15 protein-coding genes and 3 rRNA genes are annotated in these 24,552 nt (G+C 67.1%); 11 read left to right on the top strand and 7 right to left on the bottom strand.

What is annotated here, in order from left to right; translation table 11 throughout:
- Positions 1-55 precede the first annotated feature (55 nt).
- The 3 genes from SLUN_RS15440 to rrf all read left to right on the top strand — a co-directional run bounded on the left by SLUN_RS15440 (position 56) and on the right by rrf (position 5,173).
- Positions 56-1,574, top strand: a 16S ribosomal RNA gene (locus SLUN_RS15440).
- A gap of 295 nt (positions 1,575-1,869) precedes the next feature.
- Positions 1,870-4,957 (top strand): 23S ribosomal RNA (locus tag SLUN_RS15435).
- Between the two features lie 99 nt (positions 4,958-5,056).
- Positions 5,057-5,173: ribosomal RNA gene (gene rrf / locus SLUN_RS15430) — 5S ribosomal RNA — on the top strand.
- The 16S, 23S and 5S rRNA genes sit together here, the layout of an rRNA operon.
- A 110-nt stretch (positions 5,174-5,283) precedes the next feature.
- Here the strand turns inward: rrf and SLUN_RS15425 are convergent.
- The 5 genes from SLUN_RS15425 to SLUN_RS15405 are packed head-to-tail and all read right to left on the bottom strand — an operon-like array spanning position 5,284 to position 10,711.
- Entirely contained in the window at positions 5,284-6,594 is a 1,311-nt protein-coding gene (locus tag SLUN_RS15425; RefSeq protein WP_108149035.1) for a DUF58 domain-containing protein, read from the bottom strand.
- A gap of 11 nt (positions 6,595-6,605) precedes the next feature.
- Positions 6,606-7,589 carry an AAA family ATPase gene (locus tag SLUN_RS15420; RefSeq protein ID WP_108149034.1) on the bottom strand — a complete coding sequence of 328 codons (984 nt, stop codon included), beginning with the start codon at positions 7,587-7,589 and terminating at the stop codon, positions 6,606-6,608.
- Entirely contained in the window at positions 7,586-8,791 is a 1,206-nt protein-coding gene (locus SLUN_RS15415) for a DUF4350 domain-containing protein (RefSeq protein WP_108149033.1), read from the bottom strand. Before SLUN_RS15415 ends, SLUN_RS15420 begins: the two co-directional genes overlap by 4 nt.
- Positions 8,788-9,477 carry a DUF4129 domain-containing protein gene (locus tag SLUN_RS15410; RefSeq protein ID WP_175314125.1) on the bottom strand — a complete coding sequence of 230 codons (690 nt, stop codon included), beginning with the start codon at positions 9,475-9,477 and terminating at the stop codon, positions 8,788-8,790. The genes SLUN_RS15415 and SLUN_RS15410 overlap by 4 nt, the downstream gene beginning before the upstream one ends.
- 4 nt (positions 9,478-9,481) lie before the next feature.
- Positions 9,482-10,711 carry a DUF7847 domain-containing protein gene (locus tag SLUN_RS15405; RefSeq protein WP_108149032.1) on the bottom strand — a complete coding sequence of 410 codons (1,230 nt, stop codon included), beginning with the start codon at positions 10,709-10,711 and terminating at the stop codon, positions 9,482-9,484.
- 183 nt (positions 10,712-10,894) lie between these two features.
- On the opposite strand from SLUN_RS15405, the gene mtnA reads away from it, so the two are divergent.
- The 7 genes from mtnA (at position 10,895) to SLUN_RS15365 (ending at position 19,390) form a co-directional block, all read left to right on the top strand.
- A complete protein-coding gene (gene mtnA / locus SLUN_RS15400) occupies positions 10,895-12,040 on the top strand; it encodes an S-methyl-5-thioribose-1-phosphate isomerase (RefSeq protein WP_108149031.1) in 1,146 nt (381 codons plus the stop codon).
- 4 nt (positions 12,041-12,044) lie between these two features.
- The gene (gene mtrA / locus SLUN_RS15395) at positions 12,045-12,734 is read left to right on the top strand and encodes an MtrAB system response regulator MtrA (protein ID WP_217502908.1); all 690 of its coding nucleotides are present in this window, start codon (positions 12,045-12,047) and stop codon (positions 12,732-12,734) included.
- A 1-nt stretch (position 12,735) separates the two neighbouring features.
- On the top strand, positions 12,736-14,754 hold the full coding sequence (gene mtrB / locus SLUN_RS15390; protein ID WP_108149030.1) for an MtrAB system histidine kinase MtrB: 2,019 nt from the start codon (positions 12,736-12,738) through the stop codon (positions 14,752-14,754).
- Entirely contained in the window at positions 14,744-16,615 is a 1,872-nt protein-coding gene (locus tag SLUN_RS15385; protein WP_371413831.1) for an LpqB family beta-propeller domain-containing protein, read from the top strand. Before mtrB ends, SLUN_RS15385 begins: the two co-directional genes overlap by 11 nt.
- Before the next feature lie 82 nt (positions 16,616-16,697).
- Positions 16,698-17,423: a ComF family protein gene (locus tag SLUN_RS15380; RefSeq protein WP_108149029.1), complete on the top strand. Its 726-nt coding sequence runs from the start codon at positions 16,698-16,700 to the stop codon at positions 17,421-17,423.
- A gap of 333 nt (positions 17,424-17,756) precedes the next feature.
- Complete coding sequence (gene hpf, locus SLUN_RS15370) at positions 17,757-18,446, top strand: ribosome hibernation-promoting factor, HPF/YfiA family (RefSeq protein WP_108149027.1); 690 nt, start codon at positions 17,757-17,759, stop codon at positions 18,444-18,446.
- 191 nt (positions 18,447-18,637) lie between these two features.
- The gene (locus SLUN_RS15365) at positions 18,638-19,390 is read left to right on the top strand and encodes a response regulator (RefSeq protein WP_108149026.1); all 753 of its coding nucleotides are present in this window, start codon (positions 18,638-18,640) and stop codon (positions 19,388-19,390) included.
- 46 nt (positions 19,391-19,436) lie between these two features.
- Here the strand turns inward: SLUN_RS15365 and SLUN_RS15360 are convergent, their stop codons facing one another.
- Complete coding sequence (locus SLUN_RS15360) at positions 19,437-20,603, bottom strand: winged helix-turn-helix domain-containing protein (protein ID WP_108149025.1); 1,167 nt, start codon at positions 20,601-20,603, stop codon at positions 19,437-19,439.
- A gap of 103 nt (positions 20,604-20,706) precedes the next feature.
- Positions 20,707-21,282, bottom strand: coding sequence for a GNAT family N-acetyltransferase (locus tag SLUN_RS15355; protein WP_108154763.1), 576 nt, complete (start codon positions 21,280-21,282; stop codon positions 20,707-20,709).
- Between the two features lie 251 nt (positions 21,283-21,533).
- On the opposite strand from SLUN_RS15355, the gene secA reads away from it, so the two are divergent.
- Complete coding sequence (gene secA / locus SLUN_RS15350; protein ID WP_108149024.1) at positions 21,534-24,353, top strand: preprotein translocase subunit SecA; 2,820 nt, start codon at positions 21,534-21,536, stop codon at positions 24,351-24,353.
- Positions 24,354-24,552 lie beyond the last annotated feature (199 nt).

Raw genomic sequence — 24,552 nt, 5'->3', positions numbered from 1 at the left:
ATTCCGAGTCGACTGTTCCGCTCTAAGTGGTGTTCATCCCGATTACGGGAAAACATTCATGGAGAGTTTGATCCTGGCTCAGGACGAACGCTGGCGGCGTGCTTAACACATGCAAGTCGAACGATGAAGCCCTTCGGGGTGGATTAGTGGCGAACGGGTGAGTAACACGTGGGCAATCTGCCCTTCACTCTGGGACAAGCCCTGGAAACGGGGTCTAATACCGGATAATACTTCTTCCCGCATGGGAAGAGGTTGAAACTCCGGCGGTGAAGGATGAGCCCGCGGCCTATCAGCTTGTTGGTGGGGTGATGGCCCACCAAGGCGACGACGGGTAGCCGGCCTGAGAGGGCGACCGGCCACACTGGGACTGAGACACGGCCCAGACTCCTACGGGAGGCAGCAGTGGGGAATATTGCACAATGGGCGAAAGCCTGATGCAGCGACGCCGCGTGAGGGATGACGGCCTTCGGGTTGTAAACCTCTTTCAGCAGGAAGAAGCGAAAGTGACGGTACCTGCAGAAGAAGCGCCGGCTAACTACGTGCCAGCAGCCGCGGTAATACGTAGGGCGCAAGCGTTGTCCGGAATTATTGGGCGTAAAGAGCTCGTAGGCGGCTTGTCACGTCGGATGAAAGCCGGGGCTTAACCCCGGGTCTGCATTCGATACGGGCTAGCTAGAGTGTGGTAGGGGAGATCGGAATTCCTGGTGTAGCGGTGAAATGCGCAGATATCAGGAGGAACACCGGTGGCGAAGGCGGATCTCTGGGCCATTACTGACGCTGAGGAGCGAAAGCGTGGGGAGCGAACAGGATTAGATACCCTGGTAGTCCACGCCGTAAACGTTGGGAACTAGGTGTTGGCGACATTCCACGTCGTCGGTGCCGCAGCTAACGCATTAAGTTCCCCGCCTGGGGAGTACGGCCGCAAGGCTAAAACTCAAAGGAATTGACGGGGGCCCGCACAAGCAGCGGAGCATGTGGCTTAATTCGACGCAACGCGAAGAACCTTACCAAGGCTTGACATATACCGGAAAGCATCAGAGATGGTGCCCCCCTTGTGGTCGGTATACAGGTGGTGCATGGCTGTCGTCAGCTCGTGTCGTGAGATGTTGGGTTAAGTCCCGCAACGAGCGCAACCCTTGTTCTGTGTTGCCAGCATGCCCTTCGGGGTGATGGGACTCACAGGAGACTGCCGGGGTCAACTCGGAGGAAGGTGGGGACGACGTCAAGTCATCATGCCCTTATGTCTTGGGCTGCACACGTGCTACAATGGCCGGTACAATGAGCTGCGATGCCGTGAGGCGGAGCGAATCTCAAAAAGCCGGTCTCAGTTCGGATTGGGGTCTGCAACTCGACCCCATGAAGTCGGAGTTGCTAGTAATCGCAGATCAGCATTGCTGCGGTGAATACGTTCCCGGGCCTTGTACACACCGCCCGTCACGTCACGAAAGTCGGTAACACCCGAAGCCGGTGGCCCAACCCCTTGTGGGAGGGAGCTGTCGAAGGTGGGACTGGCGATTGGGACGAAGTCGTAACAAGGTAGCCGTACCGGAAGGTGCGGCTGGATCACCTCCTTTCTAAGGAGCACTTACCGAGCCTGCTCGGTCAGAGCCAGAACACCGGCGAATGTCCGGTGCTGGTTGCTCATGGGTGGAACGTTGACTATTCGGCACGGTCTGTTGGGATCACTAGTACTGCTTCGGCGTGGAACGTGAATCCTGACTGGTCGTGCCGGGCGCGCTGTTGGGTATCTGAGGGTGCGAGCGTGAGCTCGTCCTTCGCGATGCCGGCCCCAGTGAACTCGCCTGTGAGGGCGGGGTGATGGGTGGCTGGTCGTTGCTTGAGAACTGCACAGTGGACGCGAGCATCTGTGGCCAAGTTTTTAAGGGCGCACGGTGGATGCCTTGGCACCAGGAACCGATGAAGGACGTGGGAGGCCACGATAGTCCCCGGGGAGCCGTCAACCAGGCTTTGATCCGGGGGTTTCCGAATGGGGAAACCCGGCAGTCGTCATGGGCTGTCACCCGCTGCTGAACACATAGGCAGTGTGGAGGAACGAGGGAAGTGAAACATCTCAGTACCCTCAGGAAGAAAACAACCGTGATTCCGGAGTAGTGGCGAGCGAAACCGGATGAGGCCAAACCGTATGCGTGTGATACCCGGCAGGGGTTGCGCATACGGGGTTGTGGGATCTCTTTTTCACGGTCTGCCGGCTGTGAGACGAGTCAGAAACCGTATGGGTAGGCGAAGGACATGCGAAAGGTCCGGCGTAGAGGGTAAGACCCCCGTAGCTGAAATTCATACGGCTCGTTTAAGAGACACCCAAGTAGCACGGGGCCCGAGAAATCCCGTGTGAATCTGGCGGGACCACCCGTTAAGCCTAAATATTCCCTGGTGACCGATAGCGGATAGTACCGTGAGGGAATGGTGAAAAGTACCGCGGGAGCGGAGTGAAATAGTACCTGAAACCGTGTGCCTACAAGCCGTGGGAGCGTCGCTCATTGAGTTTACTCAATGGGTCGTGACTGCGTGCCTTTTGAAGAATGAGCCTGCGAGTTAGCGGTGTGTAGCGAGGTTAACCCGTGTGGGGAAGCCGTAGCGAAAGCGAGTCCGAACAGGGCGATTGAGTTGCACGCTCTAGACCCGAAGCGGAGTGATCTAGCCATGGGCAGGTTGAAGCGGAGGTAAGACTTCGTGGAGGACTGAACCCACCAGGGTTGAAACCTGGGGATGACCTGTGGTTAGGGTGAAAGGCCAATCAAACTCCGTGATAGCTGGTTCTCCCGAAATGCATTTAGGTGCAGCGTCGTGTTTCTTGCCGGAGGTAGAGCACTGGATAGGCGATGGGCCCTACCGGGTTACTGACCTTAGCCAAACTCCGAATGCCGGTAAGTGAGAGCACGGCAGTGAGACTGTGGGGGATAAGCTCCATGGTCGAGAGGGAAACAGCCCAGAGCATCGACTAAGGCCCTAAGCGTACGCTAAGTGGGAAAGGATGTGGAGTCGCAGAGACAACCAGGAGGTTGGCTTAGAAGCAGCCACCCTTGAAAGAGTGCGTAAGCTCACTGGTCAAGTGATTCCGCGCCGACAATGTAGCGGGGCTCAAGCGTACCGCCGAAGTCGTGTCATTTCAGCATATAGGGCCAACGCCCGCTGGGATGGGTAGGGGAGCGTCGTGTGCCGGGTGAAGCCGCGCCGGAAGGCAGTGGTGGACGGTACACGAGTGAGAATGCAGGCATGAGTAGCGATACACGAGAAACGTGTGCGCCGATTGACTAAGGGTTCCTGGGTCAAGCTGATCTGCCCAGGGTAAGTCGGGACCTAAGGCGAGGCCGACAGGCGTAGTCGATGGACAACCGGTTGATATTCCGGTACCCGCTTTGAAACGCCCAATACTGAATCCTCTAATGCTAAGGCCGTGAAGCCGCCTGATCTCTTCGGAGTTGAGGGGAGTGGGGAGCCGCCGGCCCAAGGTGGTAGTAGGTAAGCGATGGGGTGACGCAGGAAGGTAGTCCAGCCCGGGCGGTGGTTGTCCCGGGGTAAGGGTGTAGGCCGTGTGGCAGGCAAATCCGTCACACATTAAGGCTGAGACCTGATGCCGAGCCGATTGTGGTGAAGTGGATGATCCTATGCTGTCGAGAAAAGCCTCTAGCGAGTTTCATGGCGGCCCGTACCCTAAACCGACTCAGGTGGTCAGGTAGAGAATACCGAGGCGTTCGGGTGAACTATGGTTAAGGAACTCGGCAAAATGCCCCCGTAACTTCGGGAGAAGGGGGGCCATCACTGGTGAGAGGACTTGCTCCTTGAGCTGGGGGTGGCCGCAGAGACCAGCGAAGCGACTGTTTACTAAAACACAGGTCCGTGCGAAGCCGTAAGGCGATGTATACGGACTGACGCCTGCCAGTGCTGGAACGTTAAGGGGACCGGTTAGTGCGCTTTCGGGCGTGCGAAGCTGAGAACTTAAGCGCCAGTAAACGGCGGTGGTAACTATAACCATCCTAAGGTAGCGAAATTCCTTGTCGGGTAAGTTCCGACCTGCACGAATGGCGTAACGACTTCTCGACTGTCTCAACCATAGGCCCGGTGAAATTGCACTACGAGTAAAGATGCTCTCGCGCAGCAGGACGGAAAGACCCGGACCTTTACTACAGTTTGATATTGGTGTTCGGTTCGGCTTGTAGGATAGGTGGGAGACTTTGAAGCGGCCACGCCAGTGGTTGTGGAGTCGCCGTTGAAATACCACTCTGGTCGTGCTGGATGTCTAACCTGGGTCCGTGATCCGGATCAGGGACAGTGTCTGATGGGTAGTTTAACTGGGGCGGTTGCCTCCTAAAGAGTAACGGAGGCGCCCAAAGGTTCCCTCAGCCTGGTTGGCAATCAGGTGTTGAGTGTAAGTGCACAAGGAGCTTGACTGTGAGACCGACGGGTCGAGCAGGGACGAAAGTCGGGACTAGTGATCCGGCGGTGGCTTGTGGAAGCGCCGTCGCTCAACGGATAAAGGTACCCGGGGATAACAGGCTGATCTTCCCCAAGAGTCCATATCGACGGGATGGTTTGGCACCTCGATGTCGGCTCGTCGCATCCTGGGGCTGGAGTCGGTCCCAAGGGTTGGGCTGTTCGCCCATTAAAGCGGTACGCGAGCTGGGTTTAGAACGTCGTGAGACAGTTCGGTCCCTATCCGCTGCGCGCGCAGGAGTCTTGAGAAGGGCTGTCCCTAGTACGAGAGGACCGGGACGGACGAACCTCTGGTGTGCCAGTTGTCCTGCCAAGGGCATGGCTGGTTGGCTACGTTCGGAAAGGATAACCGCTGAAAGCATCTAAGCGGGAAGCCTGCTTCGAGATGAGGACTCCACCTCCTAGAGGGTAAGGCTCCCAGTAGACGACTGGGTTGATAGGCCGGATATGGAAGCACCGCAAGGTGTGGAGTTGACCGGTACTAATAGGCCGAGGGCTTGTCCTCAGTTGCTCGCGTCCACTGTGTCAGTTCTGAAGTAACGAACTGTCGAACCGCCTCATAGGTCACATGAGGCCGGGTTCCGGATCGATATTTTCATAGAGTTTCGGTGGTCATAGCGTTAGGGAAACGCCCGGTTACATTCCGAACCCGGAAGCTAAGCCTTTCAGCGCCGATGGTACTGCAGGGGGGACCCTGTGGGAGAGTAGGACACCGCCGAACAATCATTGTGGGAAAGCCCCGCACCTTATGGTGCGGGGCTTTTCTGCGTTCAGGGCCGTGTTTCGGGACGGAGTTTCCCTTCTCCGCCTCAATTCCGGTGTCGTTCGTCTCTAGAGTCGGCCGGCGGCCTTCAGCGCCAGGTAAGCATCCGCAAGCGCGGGGGCCAGATTGTCAGGAGTGGCGTCGACGACTGTGACGCCGTGGCGCTGGAGCTGCTCCGCAGTACGGCGACGCTGAGCCTGGGACTGGGTGCCGGCCGCCGCCTCGTACACCGCCTCGACGGTGCCCCGGCTGTTGGACATCTGCTCGATGTGGGGATCGGCGACCGATGCCACGAGGACAGTGTGGCGCTTTGTGAGCTGAGGAAGAACAGGGAGCAAGCCCTCTTCGATCGGCGCGGTGTCGAGGCTGGTGAGCAGAACGATGAGCGAGCGGCGCGGGGCGCTGTGCAGGACGGCGGCGCTGAGACCGCGGGCGTCGGTTTCGACGAGCTCGGGTTCCAGCGGAGCGAGCGCGTTGACCACCGCGGGCAGGAGGTCGCCGCCTGAGCGGCCCTGGACCTGGGCGCGGACACGGCGGTCGTAGGCCAAGAGGTCCACACGGTCACCTGCGCGCGAAGCCAGGGCGGCGAGGAGCAGTGCTGCGTCCATGGACGCGTCCAAGCGCGGGACGTTTCCGACTCGGCCGGCTGAGGTGCGGCCGGTGTCGAGAACGACGAGGATGTGGCGGTCGCGTTCGGGGCGCCAGGTGCGTACGGCGACGGTGGTCTGCCGGGCGGTGGCGCGCCAGTCGATGGAACGGCTGTCATCCCCGGGGACGTAGTCGCGGAGGCTGTCGAATTCAGTGCCTTGGCCACGGATCAGAACGCTGGTGCGGCCGTCCAGCTCGCGCAGCCGGGCCAGTCTGGACGGCAGGTGCTTGCGGCTGGTGAAGGGCGGTAGGACGCGTACGGTCCAGGGGACGCTGTGGTTGCCCTGGCGGGCGACGAGTCCCAGAGGTCCGTACGAGCGGATGGTGACGCGTTCTGCCTGGCGGTCGCCGCGGCGCGTGGGGCGCAGGACCGTGGTGAGACGGCGGCGTTCACCGGCAGGGACGGTCAGCTTGTGCCGGGAAGCAGCCTGTTCGGTGCCGGTGAGCCAGCTGCTGGGCGGCCAGGCGTCGCGGAGGTGGGCACGCAGGCGGCGGCCGGAGGGGTTGGTGACTGTCAGCTGGACTTCCGCACTGTCACCCAGTCGAACTGACGTGTCACCGCTTCGGGTGAATCGGAGCGTTCGCACTGGCGCGGCGAGGGCGTAGTCGCACAGGATTGCTAGTGAGAGAGGCGCATTCACAGCGAGCATCCCCGTCCAGCTCGGGGCGAGGATGCCCACGGGGAGAGAGCCGAGAGCGGCGAGGAGCGCGGTCCGTCCGGTGAGGGCCATGGGTCACTGCCTCATCGGGGTACGGGGACGTGGGTGAGGATCGCGGTGATGACGGAGTCGGCGGTGACGCCTTCCATCTCCGCCTCGGGCCGGAGCTGGATCCGGTGGCGCAGAGTCGGCAGTGACAGGGCCTTCACATCGTCGGGGATGACGTAGTCCCGACCAGTGAGCCAGGCCCAGGCGCGTGCGGTGGAGAGCAGCGCTGTGGCGCCTCGGGGGGACACGCCGAGGGTGAGTGAGGGGGATTCACGGGTGGCACGGCAGATATCGACGACATACCCGGTGATCTCGGCGGAGACCGAGGTCTTGGCGACGGCGGCACGAGCCGCTTCCAGGTCGGCGGGGCCGGCGACGGGGCGTACGCCCGCAGCCTGGAGGTCGCGGGGGTTGAAGCCTTCTGCGTGGCGGGTGAGGACGTTGATCTCGTCATCGCGGGAGGGCAGAGGGACCGTCAGTTTGAGCAGGAAGCGGTCCAGTTGGGCTTCCGGGAGCGGGTAGGTGCCTTCGTACTCGACCGGGTTCTGGGTCGCGGCGACCAGGAAGGGGTCAGGTAGCGGGCGGGGTATGCCATCGACCGTGACCTGGCGCTCTTCCATCGCCTCCAGGAGCGACGACTGAGTCTTGGGAGGGGTGCGGTTGATCTCGTCGGCGAGAAGGAGGTTGGTGAAGACGGGACCGGGCTGGAAGGAGAACTCGGCGGTGCGCGCGTCATAGACGAGAGACCCGGTGACATCGCTGGGCATCAGGTCAGGGGTGAACTGGACACGCTTGGTGTCGAGTTCGAGGGAGGCCGCAAGGGTGCGGACGAGGAGCGTCTTGGCGACGCCGGGTACTCCTTCGAGGAGGACGTGGCCGCGGCAGAGGAGAGCCACGACGAGCCCAGTGACAGCGGGATCCTGGCCCACCACGGCCTTGGCGATCTCGGTGCGCAGGGCCTCCAGGGAGGCGCGGGCGCGGTCCGAGTTCTCAGCTGTCTCGGGGGTCGGGGCGCTCATGAAGTGCGTACCTCTCTTTCAAGGGCGTCGAGTTGGTCTGCCAGATGGATGAGAGCGTTGCCGTCGGCCGGGGCCGGGCCGAAGAGCAGGGCCTTGAGGTCCCGGTCGCCGGTGGGGAGATGGGCCGAGACCGCCGGTAGCAGTGCCTCGGGGGAGTGGGCGTCGACCGGGGGGACGCCGAGGAGTGGGGCGAGGCGGGTGCGGGTGGCCGAGCGCAGGGCCGAGGCGGCGCGGTCGCGGGCGTTCACCTTGCGGTACAGGCGGGCGCGGCCCTCGGTGGACTCGGAGGCGCGGATGGCCACCGGCAGCCGCTCGGTCACCAGGGGGCCGAGTCGGCGGGCGCGCCAGATGGCGGCAAGGACGGCCGCGAGGGCGAGTTGGAGCGTGCCCCAGAGCCAGCCGGAGGGGATCAGGTCGAAGAAGGTGCTGTCGCTGGCGCTGTCGCCGCCGGTGCTGTCTTCCGCGGCGGAACTGTCACTGAGTGAGGGGAGGTACCAGACCAGATGGGTGCGGGAACCGAGGATTTGCAGGGCGAGCGAGGCGTTGCCGTGTTTGTCGAGGCGGTGGTTGTAGAAGATGTCCGGCGAGCCGAGCAGGACGGTGTCGCCGTTGTTCGGGCCGCCGATCCTGAGCAGGGTGGGCAGTCCGTCGCTCGGATAGCAGGTGTCGGTGTCGGGCGCCTCGGCGATGTACCGCTCACCACCGAGGTCCGCGTTGCCCGCGTTGCGGGCGGCGGGGAGAGTGCACTGGGGGGTGCGCGCCGAGACGGGGGCCGGGGTCTCGGTGTGGACGCCCGGGGCCAGGGCGCCGATGGAAGCGGGGCCGGCGGCGAGGAGGACCATGCGTCCGCCGGACGAGGCCGTCGCGGCGTGCAGCGTCTTTTGCTGCTGGTCCGTCAGCACATCGGGGGCGGCGACGAGAAGAGTGGTGCCGGGGCCGGCCGCGGAGGTCGCCTCGGCGAGGGTGGTGACGACACGGGTGGAGACGCCCCGGTCCTTGAGGAGTTCGGCGACGGCGCGGCTGCCGTTGCGGTCCGCGGAGCGGGGGTCGAGGCTGCCGTGTTGGTCCCCGGAGCGCAGGGCGGCCATGGTGATGCCGGCGACAACAATGAGGACGAGCGCGAGGAGGAGGCCGCGGGTGCGGGTCCACACCTGGTGGGTGGTGGGGGACATGGAGGTGGAGCTGACGGTAACCCCGGTCATTCGGCCGCTCCTTGGGCCGCGGCGCTCAGCAGGGGCTTGGCGCGCTCCAGCTCGAGGTCCAGATCCCGTACGCGTCGGTACGCGGAGCGGTCGGCGGTGCGGCCGCCGTATGTGACGTCGTCGAACTCCCGGGCGGCGGCGCGGAGTCCGTCGGCCTGGTCGGGGAGGGAGCGGCCTGCTTCGGCGGCGGCCTCGTCGGCGGTACGGCCGGGGCGCGGGTCGAGGAGGGCGCGTTCCTCCAGGGAGCGGACGATGGCCCGCATCCGTTCCTGGACGGCTTGGTTCCAGAGTCCGGCGGTGGCGTGTGCCTCGGCGGCGGCGCGGTGTTCGGATGCGCTGCGGGGGCTGTCGTCGAAGAGGGAGTCGGCGGAGCCCGGGCTGCGCCGGGGCGTGCCAAGACGCCACCACAGAGCGGCGGCCAGGCCTATGACGACCAGGACGACGACGAGGAGACCGAGCGGCCCGCCGGGCGCGGCGCCGGAGGCGGCGTCGAAGAGGTTGCCGACCCAGTCCCAGAAGCGGTTGAGCGCGCGCTGGAGAAGGCTCGGATCGTTCTCGTGGTACATCGGCTTGGACAGTTCCCGCTCCGCCGCCTCTCGGGCGGGGATGCGGGGAGTGTCCACCGGTACGTCATCGCCGACTCGAATCAGTCGCCGCGTTGTCGTCAGGCCCCCCCTGGTGGACACCGCATCAGCTCCTGGAGGAGGTGTTGCCCGGCGGCGCGGAGCCGTATCCGGGGACACCCGCGGCCCGTGCGAGTTCGAGGTCGAGGGCCTCTCGGCGGATGCGCTGGTCCACGTAGAGGAGGACGTACACGCCGGCGGAGATCGGGTAGGTGATGGAGGAGGCGATGACCGAGCCGATGCCCGTGATGATCAGGAAGGGCCAGCCGAAGTCAGGGCTGGTTCCGGCGAACAGGTCGCTGAAGCCGCTGCCGTCCACGGCGAAGGCGATCACGCTGAACGGCACGGCGATGATCATCGACACCAGCAGCGTCAGCAGCAGCGTGAGCGCCACGATGCCGAAGGTCCGCCACCAGGCGCCCTGGACCAGTTTGGCGGAGCGGCGCAGGGAGGGGATGACGCCCTGGCGCTCCAGCATGAGTGCCGGGGAGGCGAGAGCGAACCGGATCATCAGCCAGAGGATGACGCCGCAGGCCGCGAGGCCTCCGAGTACGGCGAGGGCGATTCCCGGACCGTCGCCGAGCAGCAGACCGGGGAGGATGCCGACGGTCATGATGGCGGCGCTCACGAGCGGCAGCAGCAGGGTCAGGCCCAGCAGTTGAGGCAGCCGGGGCCGGGCCTCGCGCCAGGCGTCGGACAGCGTCACCGGGTGGCCGAGCACCGACCGGCTGATCACCACGGTGAGAAGGGCCGTGGTGAAGAGCGTGACGATCACGGTGATGAGCAGGACCGGGCCCATGACGAGCAGGCTGGACTGAAGCGAGTCCACGGACTGGCTCAGTGCTTCCGACGGGGTCGCGTTCGGGTCGACCTCGGGTGGCTCGGGCATGAGGAAGCGCTCGACGAGGATGCCGCAGATCTCGGAGATCACGGACACGGTGATCGAGATGCCCAGCACGGTGCGCCAGTGAGCCCGCATTGCCGACACCGCGCCGTCGAGGATCTCGCCGACGCCGAGCGGACGCAGCGGGATGACGCCGGGCTTTGCCGCGGCGGGCGGCCTGCCCCAGCCGCCGCGCGGCTGGCCGCCGCCCCAGCCGGGGGCGGGCGGAGGCGGCGGGACGGGGTTGGTGTGCGGGCCGGTCGGCGCCGACCACTGACCTGGGGGCGGCTGTTCCTTGGACCACTTCGAGGCGGGGCCGCTCTCGTCGACGGGGCCGGCGGGCCGGGGCACGCTGGTCTCCTGCCCGTCGGAGGGAGCAGATCCGGGCGAGGCCCAGCCCGGAGTGTCGTTCACGGTCGTCCACCTCATGGATTGGTCGCGGGTCCGGCTCGGCGAGCCGGTACGTTCGCGGTGCCCGTCCGCCGTATCAAGGCGGCAGGCTGGCAGCCATCGTGCCACGCGCCGTCCGCTGGTGGGCCGGGCCCTGTATCTCCTTCGCGCCTTCATAGTGGGTGCCTCACGGGGCAGACTGGGCGGATGGCTGATCAGTACGCACAAAACCCGGTCGGCACAGCGCCGCCGACGCTTCCGTCGCTGCGCTGGGACGAGCCACCGGAAGGGCCTGTACTGGTGCTTCTCGACCAGACCCGGCTGCCTGCCGAGGAGGTCGAGCTGGTCTGCACCGATGTGCCTGCCCTGGTGCGGGCCATTCAGACGCTCGCTGTGCGGGGGGCGCCGCTGCTGGGTATCGCCGGTGCGTATGGTGTGGCTCTCGCTGCCGTTCGCGGATACGACGTGGATGAGGCGGTGACGCTGCTGGAGAGTGCGAGGCCCACCGCGGTGAACCTGGGGCATGGAGTGCGACGGGCGGCGGCCGGCTACCGGACTGCGGTGGACAAGGGGGCGGACGCGGAGCAGGCTGCCCGGGCGGCGCTCGTGGCGGCAAGGGAGCTGCACCGGGAGGATGCCGAGGCCAGTGCCCGCATGGCTGAGCACGGGCTGGTGCTCCTCGATGAGCTGCTGCCGGGCGGCGGCCACCGGATCCTGACCCACTGCAATACCGGGGCACTGGTCTCGGGTGGGGAAGGCACCGCGTTTGCCGTCGCGCTCAAGGCGCACCGCGCGGGCCGGCTGCGGCGACTGTGGGTGGACGAGACGAGGCCGCTGTTGCAGGGCGCCCGGCTCACTGCCTTTGAGGCGGCGCGCAATGGAATGCCGTACACATTGCTCACGGACAATGCCGCAGGATCGCTCTTCGCGGCGGGGGAGGTGGATGCCGTACTCATAGGGGCGGACCGCATAGCGGCCGATGGATCGGTGGCGAACAAGGTGGGGAGCTACCCGCTGGCGGTGCTGGCGAAGTATCACCATGTGCCGTTCGTCGTCGTCGCGCCGACGACGACGGTGGACCTGAGTACGCCGGACGGGGCGTCGATCGAAGTGGAACAACGACCGGGACAGGAAGTGACGGAGGTCACAGCGCCGCATGTGGCGGGGGCCGGGGCGGGTGCGGGCGGGCTGCCGGTCGCACCGCTGGGAACCCAGGCGTACAACCCGGCGTTTGATGTCACGCCCCCGGATCTGGTGACGGCGATCGTCACCGAGCAGGGTGCGCTGTCCCCGGTCACAGGGGCAGGAATAGCGGAGCTGTGTGCCAGGTCACGCCAGGTAACGATTAGCTAATGGGATGATGTCGATTATGAAGGGACGAGTCCTTGTCGTCGACGACGACACCGCACTGGCCGAGATGCTCGGGATTGTGCTGCGTGGTGAAGGTTTCGAGCCGTCGTTCGTAGCGGACGGCGACAGGGCACTTGCCGCTTTCCGTGAGGCCAAGCCGGATCTGGTTCTACTGGATCTCATGCTGCCCGGACGGGACGGCATCGAGGTGTGCAGGCTGATCAGGGCCGAGTCCGGCGTGCCGATCGTGATGCTCACGGCCAAGAGCGACACCGTGGATGTGGTGGTCGGACTGGAGTCCGGGGCCGATGACTACATCGTCAAACCGTTCAAGCCGAAGGAGCTGGTCGCCCGGATCCGGGCGCGGCTGAGGAGGTCGGAGGAGCCGGCGCCGGAGCAGCTGGCGATCGGGGATCTGGTCATCGATGTGGCCGGTCACTCTGTGAAGCGGGACGGGCAGTCCATCGCCCTGACTCCGCTCGAGTTCGATCTGCTGGTCGCGCTGGCCCGTAAGCCGTGGCAGGTGTTCACCCGTGAGGTGCTGCTGGAGCAGGTGTGGGGCTACCGCCATGCCGCGGACACCCGGCTGGTGAACGTGCATGTCCAGCGGCTGCGTTCCAAGGTCGAGAAGGACCCTGAGCGCCCGGAGATCGTGGTGACCGTCCGTGGTGTCGGCTACAAGGCCGGGCCGAGCTGACATGTCCCCAGGCAGCGTTGCTCCGAAGCCCGGGGAGCCGGGAGTCCGGACGGGGCCGGCTGCCGGACCGGGGCACAAGCCCTCGCGATTCGGCCGTCTGCTCCAGGGGGGACGGCTGCTCCAGGACGGGGCGCCGGGTGGTCCGGTGCTCCGGCTCGTCATGCGCTGGGTGCGCCGTCCGCTGCTGCCCGCGCTACGGCTGTGGCGACGGAACATCCAGCTCAGGGTGGTCGCGGGCACGCTGCTGATGTCGCTCGGCGTGGTGCTGCTGCTCGGCTTCGTCGTCATCGGGCAGGTGCGCAACGGCCTGCTCGACGCCAAGGCCAAGGCCGCCCAGAGCCAGGCGGCCGGTGGATTCGCGGTGGCGCGGGAGAGGGCGAACGCGCTCGGCCCCGGTGAGGACGGTGCTGCCACGGACGGCAGGACCGCCCGGAGCTCCTGGCGGTCCGATCTGGTGGACCAGCTGGCCAGTGGCGGCCAGGGGGCGTTCAATCTGGTGGCCCTGAGCCCCGACTCCGAGGACGCGGGCTCCAGCCGTGCACCCCGGACCTCGGGCGGCGTGGACCACACGAGCATTCCCGAGGCCCTGCGGCAAGCCGTCGACCAGGGCACCGGGACGTACGAGACGTACGTCCTGATCAAGTACAACAACGCTGTCCATGATCCGGAGCCCGGGCTCGTCGTCGGTACGCGGCTGAACGACATCGAGGGCAATCCGTACGAGCTGTACTACCTCTTCCCGCTGGCCCAGGAGGAGCAGTCGCTCAGCCTCGTCAGGGGAACGCTTGCCACCGCCGGGCTGTTCGTGGTGGTCCTGCTCGGGGCCATCGCGTGGCTCGTGGTGCGGCAGATCGTCACGCCCGTGCGGATGGCCGCCGGTATCGCCGAGCGGCTGTCGGCGGGCCGGCTCCAGGAGCGGATGAAGGTCACCGGCGAGGACGACATCGCCAGACTGGGCGAGGCCTTCAACAAGATGGCGCAGAATCTCCAGCTGAAGATCCAGCAGCTGGAGGAGCTCTCCAGGATGCAGCGGCGCTTCGTCTCGGACGTCTCGCACGAGCTGCGTACGCCACTGACGACGGTTCGCATGGCCGCCGACGTCATTCATGAGGCGCGCATCGACTTCGACCCGGTGACGGCGCGTTCCGCCGAGCTTCTGGGGGATCAGCTCGACCGCTTCGAGTCGCTGCTGTCCGACCTGCTCGAGATCAGCCGTTTCGACGCGGGAGCGGCGGCGCTGGAGGCCGAGGCGATAGATCTGCGCCAGGTGGTACGGCGGGTGATCGGCGGCGCCGAGCCGCTGGCCGAGCGCAAGGGCACCCGGATAAGGGTGGTCGGCGACGAGCAGCCTGTCGTGGCGGAAGCCGATGCCCGGCGCGTGGAGCGGGTGCTGCGCAACCTGGTCGTCAACGCCGTCGAGCATGGCGAGGGCCGGGACGTGGTGGTCCGGATGGCCGTGGCCGGCGGGGCCGTCGCGATCGCCGTGCGCGACTACGGCGTGGGGCTGAAGCCGGGGGAGGCGACCCGGGTGTTCAACCGGTTCTGGCGGGCCGATCCGGCGCGTGCCCGTACCACCGGCGGCACGGGTCTCGGGCTGTCCATCGCGGTCGAGGACGCCCGGCTGCACGGCGGCTGGCTGCAGGCATGGGGTGAGCCGGGCGGAGGTTCGCAGTTCCGGCTGACCCTCCCGCGTACGGCGGACGAGCCGTTGCGCGGTTCGCCCATACCGCTTGAGCCGGAGGACTCGCGGCAGAACCGGGAGCGCGGCGATTTCGTCGAGCCGAAGGCGAACGGGCAGCTGCTGGCGGCCGTGCCGGTCCAGCCGGTGTCCGACCGGTCGCCGCTGCCTGTACCGCCGCGAGCCCCCATAGCGCCCCGCACGGCGCCCGCCGGGGTGAACCCGGCCGCCCTTCCGGGCAGTGGCGCCCGGGTGGTGGCGCGCCAGGCGAGGGAGCGGCGTGAGGACGACAGCGCACCACAGGTTTCTTCGGAACGTGAGGACACGACTCGTGGGCGCTGACCCCCGCAGGCACGGCCCCCGTCGGGGCGGCCGCACAGGCACGGGTGCGCTGCGCGTGCCCGCGCTGCTCGCCTGCAGCGGTGTGCTGCTGGCGGGGTGCGCTTCGATGCCGGACAGCGGTGACATTCATGCGGTGAAGGCGTCGCAGCGCGCGGACTCCCAGGTGCGGGTGTACGCGGTTCCGCCGAGGCAGGGGGCGACACCCGGCGAGATCGTCGCGGGCTTCCTGGAGGCGATGACCAGTGACGATACGAACTTCGCCACCGCCCGGAAGTATCTGACGCCGGATGCCTCTAGGAAGTGGCGACCGGACGCGAGCACCACAGTGCTGACGGCCGCGCCGGACTCGGGACTGCCCGAACGCGGTCGCGCGGACTACCCGGGCATGAGCTATCCGCTCTTCGGCAAGCAGATCGCGACCGTCGACTCCCAGCACGCCTACCAGGCAATGCCGCCCACCACCTACCGCGAGACCATCCACCTGTCGGAGCAGGCGGGTCCTGACGGCAAGGAGTGGCGGATCGACAGTCTGCCGACAGGGCTGGTGCTCGGAGCGTCCGACTTCCAGCGCAGCTATCGCTCCGTGAACAAGTACTACTTCGCTTCGGGGCGGAACGTGGTTGTCGCCGACCCCGTCTACATCCGGCAGCGGCTGGATCCGGTGACCCGGATGGATCCGGTCACCCAGACGGTCAAGGCACTGCTCGAAGGCCCGACCAACTGGCTGAAGCAGGTGGTCGAATCGCCCTTCCCCACCGGTACGGCGCTGAAAGAGGGCACCAAATCGCTGCCGCTCGACGACCGGAACGCCCTGAAGGTGCCGCTCAATGAGAAGGCGTCCAATGTGGGCCGCCCCGAGTGCGTGCAGCTGGCGGCCCAGATCCTCTTCACCCTCAGGGACCTGACGTCCACTCGGGTCGACCAGGTGGAGCTGCAGCGTGCGGACGGCTCGCAGCTGTGCGTGCTCGACCGTGGCCAGGCGGAGGCGATCGCGCCTGACCACAACTCCGGCAAGCCCATCAACCAGTACTTCGTCGACAAGAAGAACCGGCTGGCGCTGCTGACAGGCGGCGCCAAGGAGATAGGCGAACCGCAGAACGTGCCGGGGCCGTTCGGCGATGGACAGCTGCCGGTCAGTGTCGTCGGCGTGGCCCGCCACGAGCGCACTGCGGCGGCGGTCTCCAAGGACTCCAGCCAGCTCTACGTGACGTCCATCATCTCGGACAGCAGGCCGGGCAGCCCCGTGGTGACGAGCAAGGGCAAGACACCCCTCAACCGCCTCTCGGCGCCCAGCTGGGACGGCCGGGACGATCTGTGGGTGGCCGACCGTGACCCCGGGAACCCGGCGCTGCTGCATCTTGCGGGCGGTACCGGCACACCGCAGGCCGTCAAGATCGTTCCGGGTCTGGACGGGGCGCGCATCGAGGCGGTGAAAGTCTCGGTCGACGGTGTGCGTATCGCGCTGCTGCTGAGCAAGGGCGGGAAGACCACGCTCAAGATAGGCCGCGTGGAGCACCCTGGCCCCAAGGGCAGCCCACTGGTGACCGTCGCGGATCTGCGGCCCGCCGCACCCCAGATGGAGACGGTGACAGCCGTCTCCTGGGCCGGGCCCAGCCGCCTTGTGGTGGTCGGCAAGGAGTCCGGCGGCGTCCAGCAGGTGCGCTACATCCAGACGGACGGTTCCAGCTCGGCCGCCAGCATCCTGCCTGGCCTGAACCAGGTCATGGCTGTCACGGCATCGGACGACGAGAGCCGCCCGCTGGTGGCGTACTCCAAGGACGACGGCATCGTACGGCTGCCGGCCGGCGCCAACTGGCAGACGCTGGTCAAGGAGGGCTCCTCGCCGGTCTACCCGGGGTAGCCGGAGCGGGCAGCGGGAGTCCTCCGGGTGCAGTTGTCCACAGGGGTGGCCGGGCGCCGCCGGTATTGGCAGAGTGGTTGCCATGCGGGCGTGGTGGCGCGAAATCACCGGTCTGGTGCTGCCGGTCGCCTGTGGCGGCTGCGGCACTGCTCGGACCCTGCTGTGCGAGGAGTGCGCACGGGCGCTGTACGGCCCCGCGGCGCGCCGGGCGAGGCCTGTGCCGGAGCCTGCGGGCCTGCCGATGGTGCATGCCGCCGCTCCGTACGAGGATGCGGTACGTGCGGTGTTGCTGGCCCACAAGGAGCGGGGCGTGCTGGGGCTGGCCCGGCCTCTGGGTGCCGCGCTCGCCGGGGCGGTGCGGGCGTCGGTCTCCATGCCGGCCGGGAGAGCGGGTCCGCTGCTGCTCGTACCGGTGCCGTCCGCGCGGCGTGCGGTCAGGGCGCGCGGGCACGATGCGGGGCGGCGGATCGCCATGGCGGCCGCGGGTGAGCTGCGGCGTGGGGGGACAGAGGCGAGGGCTCTGCCGGTGCTGCGGCAGCGGCGGGCGGTGGCCGACCAGTCCGGTCTCACGGCCCGGCAGAGGGTGGCGAACCTGACGGGGGCACTGGAGGTGGTGGCCGGGGGCGGACGGCTTCTGGAAGGCGGCCGGGCGGTGCTGGTGGACGATCTCATGACGACCGGGGCCTCGCTGGCGGAGGCGGCGCGGGCGGTTCGCGCAGCCGCCGGTCCGCGCCCTCCCGGATTCGTACGGCTGAGCGCAGCGGTTGTCGCAGTGCCTCCGCTGTCTTTCGAAACAAACTGGAACTGACCGAGTACTTGCATCGTTGCAGGTAGTGAGGAGGGAAAACCGCCTTAATGGAGGTACGCGCTGGTAGCGGGTGCCGACAGCGGTCCGATGGGGCTATGTTCGGTTGTGAGGGATGGCGAATGCCGTACCTCACCGAATGCACTGTCGAGCTTCCGGCCAGGGATTCGAGGCAGTGAGAACCTCGAAATTTGGTGGGGTGGGCAGCTTGTCGACTGGGGAGGAGGAGGTGAAAGTCGCCAAGTCCGAGGTTCCGGTAATCACCGGCGCCTGGTGCAAGAGGGAGACGCTCCGCAGCCTGCGAGCGGGCGGAGCTATCCGGGAACGGAGTTCTGCGTGGACATCGTCGTCAAGGGCCGCAAGACCGAGGTGCCAGAGCGGTTCCGCAAGCACGTGGCCGAGAAGCTGAAGCTGGAGAAGATCCAGAAGCTCGACGGCAAGGTGATCAGCCTGGACGTCGAGGTGTCCAAGGAGCACAACCCGCGGCAGGCCGACCGTTCCGACCGCGTGGAGATCACACTCCGCTCCCGAGGCCCGGTGATCCGGGCAGAGGCAGCGGCAGGCGACCCGTACGCGGCGCTCGATCTGGCCACGGGCAAGCTGGAGGCGCGGATGCGCAAGCAGCACGACAAGCGTCACAACCGCCGCGGCAACGGCCGCATTTCGGCATCCGAGGTGGCCGATGTCGTTCCCGGCGTCGCCGAGTTGAACGCGAATGGCCGGCCCATCGCCGAAGAGGCACCCCAAGCCATTCCCACCACCAGGATCGGCTCGCTCGAAGTCCAGGGCGAAGGACCGCTGGTGGTCCGCGAGAAGAACCACACGGCAGCCCCGATGACGCTCGACCAGGCCCTCTATGAGATGGAGTTGGTCGGGCACGACTTCTACCTCTTCGTCGACTCCGAGACGAAGCAGCCCAGTGTCGTCTACCGACGTCACGCCTACGACTATGGCGTCATCCACCTGGAGACCGACCCGCTGGCCGGGTCCGAGGGCGGCGGCGCCGGCGGAGCGCTCGGCGGCTGACCCCGTCAGCAGTCAGGTGGTGCCCCTGGAAACGCTCTGTGCGCCCCCAGGGGCACCACCTTGGGACCACAGGATCACCGCTCTGTCGTCCGGGCATGAAAGCATGGCGTCGTAAGCCAACCGATGCGCTGTGCACAGATGTTGGCGGACCACACATGATCTTCAGGCCACGGCCTTCAGGGGGAGGAACGATGGCGGACAGCTTCGGGCCGGTGAATGACGACGCGGGCGACGCAGGTGCCACGGTCGCCGATGCCGGCGCGGACACGGGCGACTCACGCAAGGAGCCGATCCGGGTCCTTGTGGTGGACGACCACGCCCTCTTCCGGCGCGGTCTGGAGATCGTCCTCGCGCAGGAGGAGGACATCCAGGTCGTCGGCGAGGCGGGTGACGGCGCTGAGGCCGTCGACAAGGCCGCCGATCTGTTGCCCGACATCGTGCTGATGGATGTGCGGATGCCCAAGCGCGGCGGCATCGAGGCCTGTACGTCCATCAAGGAGGTGGCCCCCAGCGCGAAGATCATCATGCTGACGATCAGCGACGAGGAGGCCGACCTCTACGACGCGATCAAGGCGGGCGCCACCGGTTATCTCCTCAAGGAGATCTCCACCGACGAGGTGGCCACCGCGATCCGTGCGGTGGCCGACGGGCAGTCGCAGATCAGCCCGTCCATGGCGTCCAAGCTGCTCACCGAGTTCAAGTCGATGATCCAGCGCACCGACGAGCGCCGGCTCGTCCCCGCGCCCCGGCTGACCGAGCGGGAACTGGAAGTGCTCAAGCTCGTCGCCACAGGGATGAACAACCGCGATATCGCCAAGGAGTTGTTCATCTCCGAGAACACCGTGAAGAACCACGTCCGCAACATCCTGGAGAAGCTGCAGTTGCACTCCAGGATGGAGGCCGTGGTCTACGCGATGCGGGAAAAGATCCTCGAGATCCGCTAGCGGCCCCAAGGGGGTAGTCCGCGGTCGGGCGGCGGGCCGGCAGCGGTCAGGCGGAGACGGCGCGGACCAGGTCCGCGGTGAGCTCGGGGCGGTCGACCCGTTCGATTCGTACGGAGTCGCATCCGACCCATTCCGCCGCCTCGCGCAGCGCCCGCGCCATGGGTGCCACCGCCTTCGGAGTGTCCAGGGACACCTGGCGCGCCACCAGCGTCGTCCCCTCCCGGGCCGGGTCGACGCGGCCGAGGAGCTTTCCGCCCGACAGCAGCGGCATCGCGAAATAGCCGTACACCCGCTTGGGCTTGGGGACGTACGCCTCCAGGCGGTGGGTGAAGCCGAAGATCCGCTCGGTGCGCGCCCGCTCCCAGACGAGGGAGTCGAAGGGCGAGAGCAGGGTCGTACGGTGCCGGCCCCGCGGCTCGGAGGCGAGCGCCTGCGGGTCCGCCCAGGCGGGCTTGGACCAGCCCTCGACCGTGACCGGGACAAGACCGGAGTCCGCGACCACCGCGTCGAACTGCTCGCCCTTGAGGCGGTGGTAGTCAGCGATGTCCGCGCGGGTGCCGACACCGAGGGACTGCCCGGCCAGCCGGACGAGCCGGCGCAGGCACTCCGCGTCGTCCAGTTCGTCGTGCAGAAGATCGTCGGGGATGGCGCGCTCGGCGAGGTCGTACACCCGCTTCCAGCTGCGCCGCTCGGTGCACACCACCTCGCCGTACATCAGCGCCCGCTCGACCGCGACCTTCGACCCCGACCAGTCCCACCACTCGCCGCCGTTCTTCGCGCCGCCCAACTCGGTCGCGGTGAGCGGGCCTTCGGCGCGCAGCTGCTTGATCACCTGGTCGTACACACCGTCCGGCAGATCGTGGTTCCAGTGCGGGCGGGCGCGGTAGGAACGGCGGCGGAAGGCGAAGTGCGGCCACTCCTCGACGGGCAGGATGCAGGCCGCGTGCGACCAGTACTCGAAGCTGTGGCCCTCGGTCCAGTACGCGTCCTCGACCGTACGGCGGCCCACCGCGCCCAGGCGGGCGTACGGAATCAGCTCGTGCGAGCGCGCCAGCACCGAGATCGTGTCCAGCTGCACGGCGCCGAGATGCCGCAGCACGCCCCGCACCCCGCCGCGCCGCTCGGGCGCGCCCAGGAACCCCTGGGCACGTAGCGCGATACGGCGGGCCTCGTCGGCGGAGAGTTCGGTGGCCGGAGGCGGCAGCGTCGTCATGCTCCGCACGATAGACGGCGGCACTGACAACCGGCCCGCGGCCGGTGACACCCGGGCCGGAGGGGCCCCGCCTGTGGGCCCAGGGCCCGGTCCCCGGGGCGGCTCAGCTCCGGGCCGGGAGATACGACTGCGCGCTAGGCAGCCCCAGGTCGGACGGGAGCAGGGCGCCGACCCAGGCGTCCCTGAGGACGTCCTTGTTCAGCAGGGCCGCGCGCAGCGTCCCCTCGACCACGAAGCCCGCCTTCTCCGCGACGGCCCGCGAGCCCGCGTTGCCGACCTCCGCGCGCCACTCCAGCCGGGTCGCGCCCAGCCTGCTGAAGGCCCAGTGCGACACAGCCCCCACGCTCTCCGCCATGATGCCGCGCCCCCGGTGCTCCTTGCCCGTCCAGAAGCCGATCTCCCAGGTGCCCGAGAAGGTGCGCAGGGTCACCGCGACCGAGGCCAGCAGCGAGCCGCCCTCGCGCGGCAGCACCGCGAAGGTGCACATCGTGCCGGTGCGCCAGCCGTCCGGAACCATCTGCCCGGTGAACTCGGACGCGTGCTGCCGCTCGTACGGGGACGGGACCGTCGTCCACCGCTGGATGTGGGGATCCTGGCAGGCCTGGTGGACCGCCTCCGTGTCATCGGTGGTGAAGGGGCGCAGCAGCAGGCGCTCGGTGGTGAGAGTGATGGGCTCCATGTCCGGATTCTGGTCAGGACCGCGGGCGGATGCGAGCACTTTTCGTACCTCCCCGGCACCTTCCGCGCGTTCCGCGCGTTCTCTTTTCGGGTGTCAGCAGGCCTGGGCGACGGCGGTCTGGCGGTGGACCTCCCGACCCGGCGGGGTCCTCGCTTACGATGGCCGTTGCGGTGGGGCCCACCTGCCGTGCCCGCGCCAGTGTCCATAACACGACCCAGTGCCAGGCCCGATCGGCAAGGAGACCAACCTCAGTGTCCGTCTTCAACAAGCTCATGCGTGCAGGCGAAGGCAAGATCCTGCGCAAACTGCACCGCATCGCGGACCAGGTCAACTCCATCGAAGAGGACTTCGTCAACCTCTCCGACGCCGAGTTGCGGGCGCTCACGGACGAGTACAAGGAGCGCCACGCAGACGGCGAAAGTCTGGACGACCTGCTCCCCGAGGCGTTCGCGACCGTCCGCGAGGCCGCCAAGCGCGTCCTCGGCCAGCGCCACTACGACGTACAGATGATGGGCGGCGCCGCGCTGCACATGGGATACGTCGCCGAGATGAAGACCGGTGAGGGCAAGACCCTCGTCGGCACCCTCCCCGCCTATCTCAACGCGCTCTCGGGCAAGGGCGTCCACCTGATCACGGTCAACGACTATCTGGCCGAGCGCGACTCCGAGATGATGGGCCGGGTCCACAAGTTCCTTGGCCTGGACGTCGGCTGCATCCTCGCCAACATGACGCCCGCCCAGCGCCGCGAGATGTACAACTGCGACATTACGTACGGAACGAACAATGAGTTCGGCTTCGACTACCTCCGCGACAACATGGCGTGGTCCAAGGACGAGCTCGTCCAGCGCGGCCACAACTACGCGATCGTCGACGAGGTCGACTCGATCCTCGTCGACGAGGCCCGTACGCCGCTGATCATCTCCGGCCCCGCCGACCAGGCCACCAAGTGGTACGGCGACTTCGCCAAGCTGGTCACGCGCCTGTCCAGGGGCGAGGCGGGCAACCAGCTCAAGGGCATCGAGGAGACCGGCGACTACGAGGTCGACGAGAAGAAGCGGACCGTCGCCATCCATGAGCCGGGTGTCGCGAAGGTCGAGGACTGGCTGGGCATCGACAACCTCTACGAGTCGGTGAACACCCCCCTCGTCGGCTACCTGAACAACGGCATCAAGGCCAAGGAACTGTTCAAGAAGGACAAGGACTACGTCGTCATCGACGGCGAAGTCATGATCGTCGACGAGCACACCGGCCGTATCCTCGCCGGCCGCCGCTACAACGAGGGCATGCACCAGGCCATCGAGGCGAAGGAAGGGGTGGACATCAAGGACGAGAACCAGACCCTCGCCACGATCACCCTGCAGAACTTCTTCCGCCTCTACGGCAAGCTCTCCGGCATGACCGGTACGGCCATGACCGAGGCCGCCGAGTTCCACCAGATCTACAAGCTGGGCGTCGTACCGATCCCGACGAACATGCCGATGGTCCGCAAGGACCAGTCCGACCTGATCTACCGGACCGAGGTCGCCAAGTTCGCGGCGGTCGTCGACGACATCGCGGAGAAGCACGAGAAGGGCCAGCCGATCCTGGTCGGCACCACCTCGGTCGAGAAGTCCGAGTACCTCTCGCAGCAGCTCAACAAGCGCGGTGTGCAGCACGAGGTCCTCAACGCCAAGCAGCACGACCGGGAGGCGACGATCGTCGCCCAGGCCGGCCGCAAGGGCGCCGTCACCGTCGCCACGAACATGGCCGGCCGCGGTACGGACATCAAGCTCGGCGGCAACCCCGACGATCTCGCCGAGGCGGAGCTGCGCCAGCGCGGCCTGGACCCCGTCGAGCACGTCGAGGAGTGGGCCGCGGCCCTGCCCGCCGCGCTGGAGCGGGCCGAGCAGGCCGTCCGCGCGGAGCACGACGAGGTCACCGACCTCGGCGGGCTCTATGTGCTGGGCACCGAGCGGCACGAGTCGCGCCGTATCGACAACCAGCTGCGCGGTCGTAGTGGCCGTCAGGGTGACCCGGGCGAGTCCCGTTTCTACCTGTCCCTGGGTGACGACCTGATGCGTCTGTTCAAGGCGCAGATGGTCGAGCGCGTGATGTCCATGGCGAACGTGCCGGACGACGTCCCGATCGAGAACAAGATGGTGACGCGCGCGATCGCGTCGGCCCAGTCGCAGGTCGAGCAGCAGAACTTCGAGACGCGTAAGAACGTCCTGAAGTACGACGAGGTCCTCAACCGGCAGCGCGAGGTCATCTACGGCGAGCGCCGCCGCGTCCTGGAGGGCGAGGACCTGCACGAGCAGGTGCGTCACTTCATGGACGACACCATCGACGCCTACATCCAGGCGGAGACGGTCGAGGGCTTCGCCGAGGAGTGGGACCTGGACCGGCTGTGGGGCGCGTTCAAGCAGCTCTACCCGGTGAAGGCCACCGTCGAGGAGCTGGAGGAGGCGGCCGGCGACCGCGCCGGGATCACCGCCGAGTTCATTGGGGAGTCCATCAAGGACGACATCCACGAGCAGTACGACGAGCGCGAGAAGCAGCTCGGCTCGGACATCATGCGCGAGCTCGAGCGGCGCGTGGTGCTGTCCGTACTGGACCGCAAGTGGCGCGAGCACCTCTACGAGATGGACTACCTGCAGGAGGGCATCGGCCTGCGCGCGATGGCCCAGAAGGACCCGCTGGTCGAGTACCAGCGCGAGGGCTTCGACATGTTCACCGCCATGATGGAGGGCATCAAGGAGGAGTCCGTCGGCTATCTGTTCAACCTGGAGGTCCAGGTCGAGCAGCAGGTCGAGGAGGTCCCGGTGCAGGACGCGGCGGAGCGCCCGTCGCTCGCCAAGAAGGACGCGGTTCCGGCCGGCGCCTCCCGTCCGGAGATCCGAGCGAAGGGGCTCGACGCCCCGCAGCGCCCGGACCGGCTGCACTTCTCCGCTCCCACGGTGGACGGCGAGGGCGGTGTCGTCGAGGGCGACTTCGACAGTGACGGCGGTCCTGCCCGGTCGGACTCGGACGGCATGACGCGTGCCGAGCGTCGCAAGGCGCAGAAGGGCGGCGGGCGCCGCCGCAAGAAGTAGCGCGCCTGTTGATGCGTACCGGCCGGGGCCGGACACCGAATGCGGTGTCCGGCCCCGGCCGTTTTGCCGCTCACGGCGTCCTGGGCCTTGTTCAGGCGGCCCGTCGGGGGCCGACCGGGCAGTCGGGTCAGCAGGGTGCGGACGACGGCTGAGCCGGGCGCGGGTGGCCGCTGGGCCTGCCCCCGCCCCATGGCCGGCG

The organism is Streptomyces lunaelactis, assembly GCF_003054555.1.
In the GTDB taxonomy this organism is placed as follows: domain Bacteria; phylum Actinomycetota; class Actinomycetes; order Streptomycetales; family Streptomycetaceae; genus Streptomyces; species Streptomyces lunaelactis.
This window is presented reverse-complemented; position numbering and strand designations above follow the sequence as displayed.

What these genes read in the sequence shown, in the direction of transcription:
- SLUN_RS15425 (WP_108149035.1), bottom strand. Translation starts at nt 6,594, where the DNA reads ATGGCCCTCACCGGACGGACCGCGCTCCTCGCCGCTCTCGGCTCTCTC.
- SLUN_RS15420 (WP_108149034.1), bottom strand. Translation starts at nt 7,589, where the DNA reads ATGAGCGCCCCGACCCCCGAGACAGCTGAGAACTCGGACCGCGCCCGC.
- SLUN_RS15415 (WP_108149033.1), bottom strand. Translation starts at nt 8,791, where the DNA reads ATGACCGGGGTTACCGTCAGCTCCACCTCCATGTCCCCCACCACCCAC.
- mtnA (WP_108149031.1), top strand. Translation starts at nt 10,895, where the DNA reads ATGGCTGATCAGTACGCACAAAACCCGGTCGGCACAGCGCCGCCGACG.
- mtrA (WP_217502908.1), top strand. Translation starts at nt 12,045, where the DNA reads ATGATGTCGATTATGAAGGGACGAGTCCTTGTCGTCGACGACGACACC.
- mtrB (WP_108149030.1), top strand. Translation starts at nt 12,736, where the DNA reads ATGTCCCCAGGCAGCGTTGCTCCGAAGCCCGGGGAGCCGGGAGTCCGG.
- SLUN_RS15380 (WP_108149029.1), top strand. Translation starts at nt 16,698, where the DNA reads ATGCGGGCGTGGTGGCGCGAAATCACCGGTCTGGTGCTGCCGGTCGCC.
- SLUN_RS15365 (WP_108149026.1), top strand. Translation starts at nt 18,638, where the DNA reads ATGGCGGACAGCTTCGGGCCGGTGAATGACGACGCGGGCGACGCAGGT.
- SLUN_RS15360 (WP_108149025.1), bottom strand. Translation starts at nt 20,603, where the DNA reads ATGACGACGCTGCCGCCTCCGGCCACCGAACTCTCCGCCGACGAGGCC.
- SLUN_RS15355 (WP_108154763.1), bottom strand. Translation starts at nt 21,282, where the DNA reads ATGGAGCCCATCACTCTCACCACCGAGCGCCTGCTGCTGCGCCCCTTC.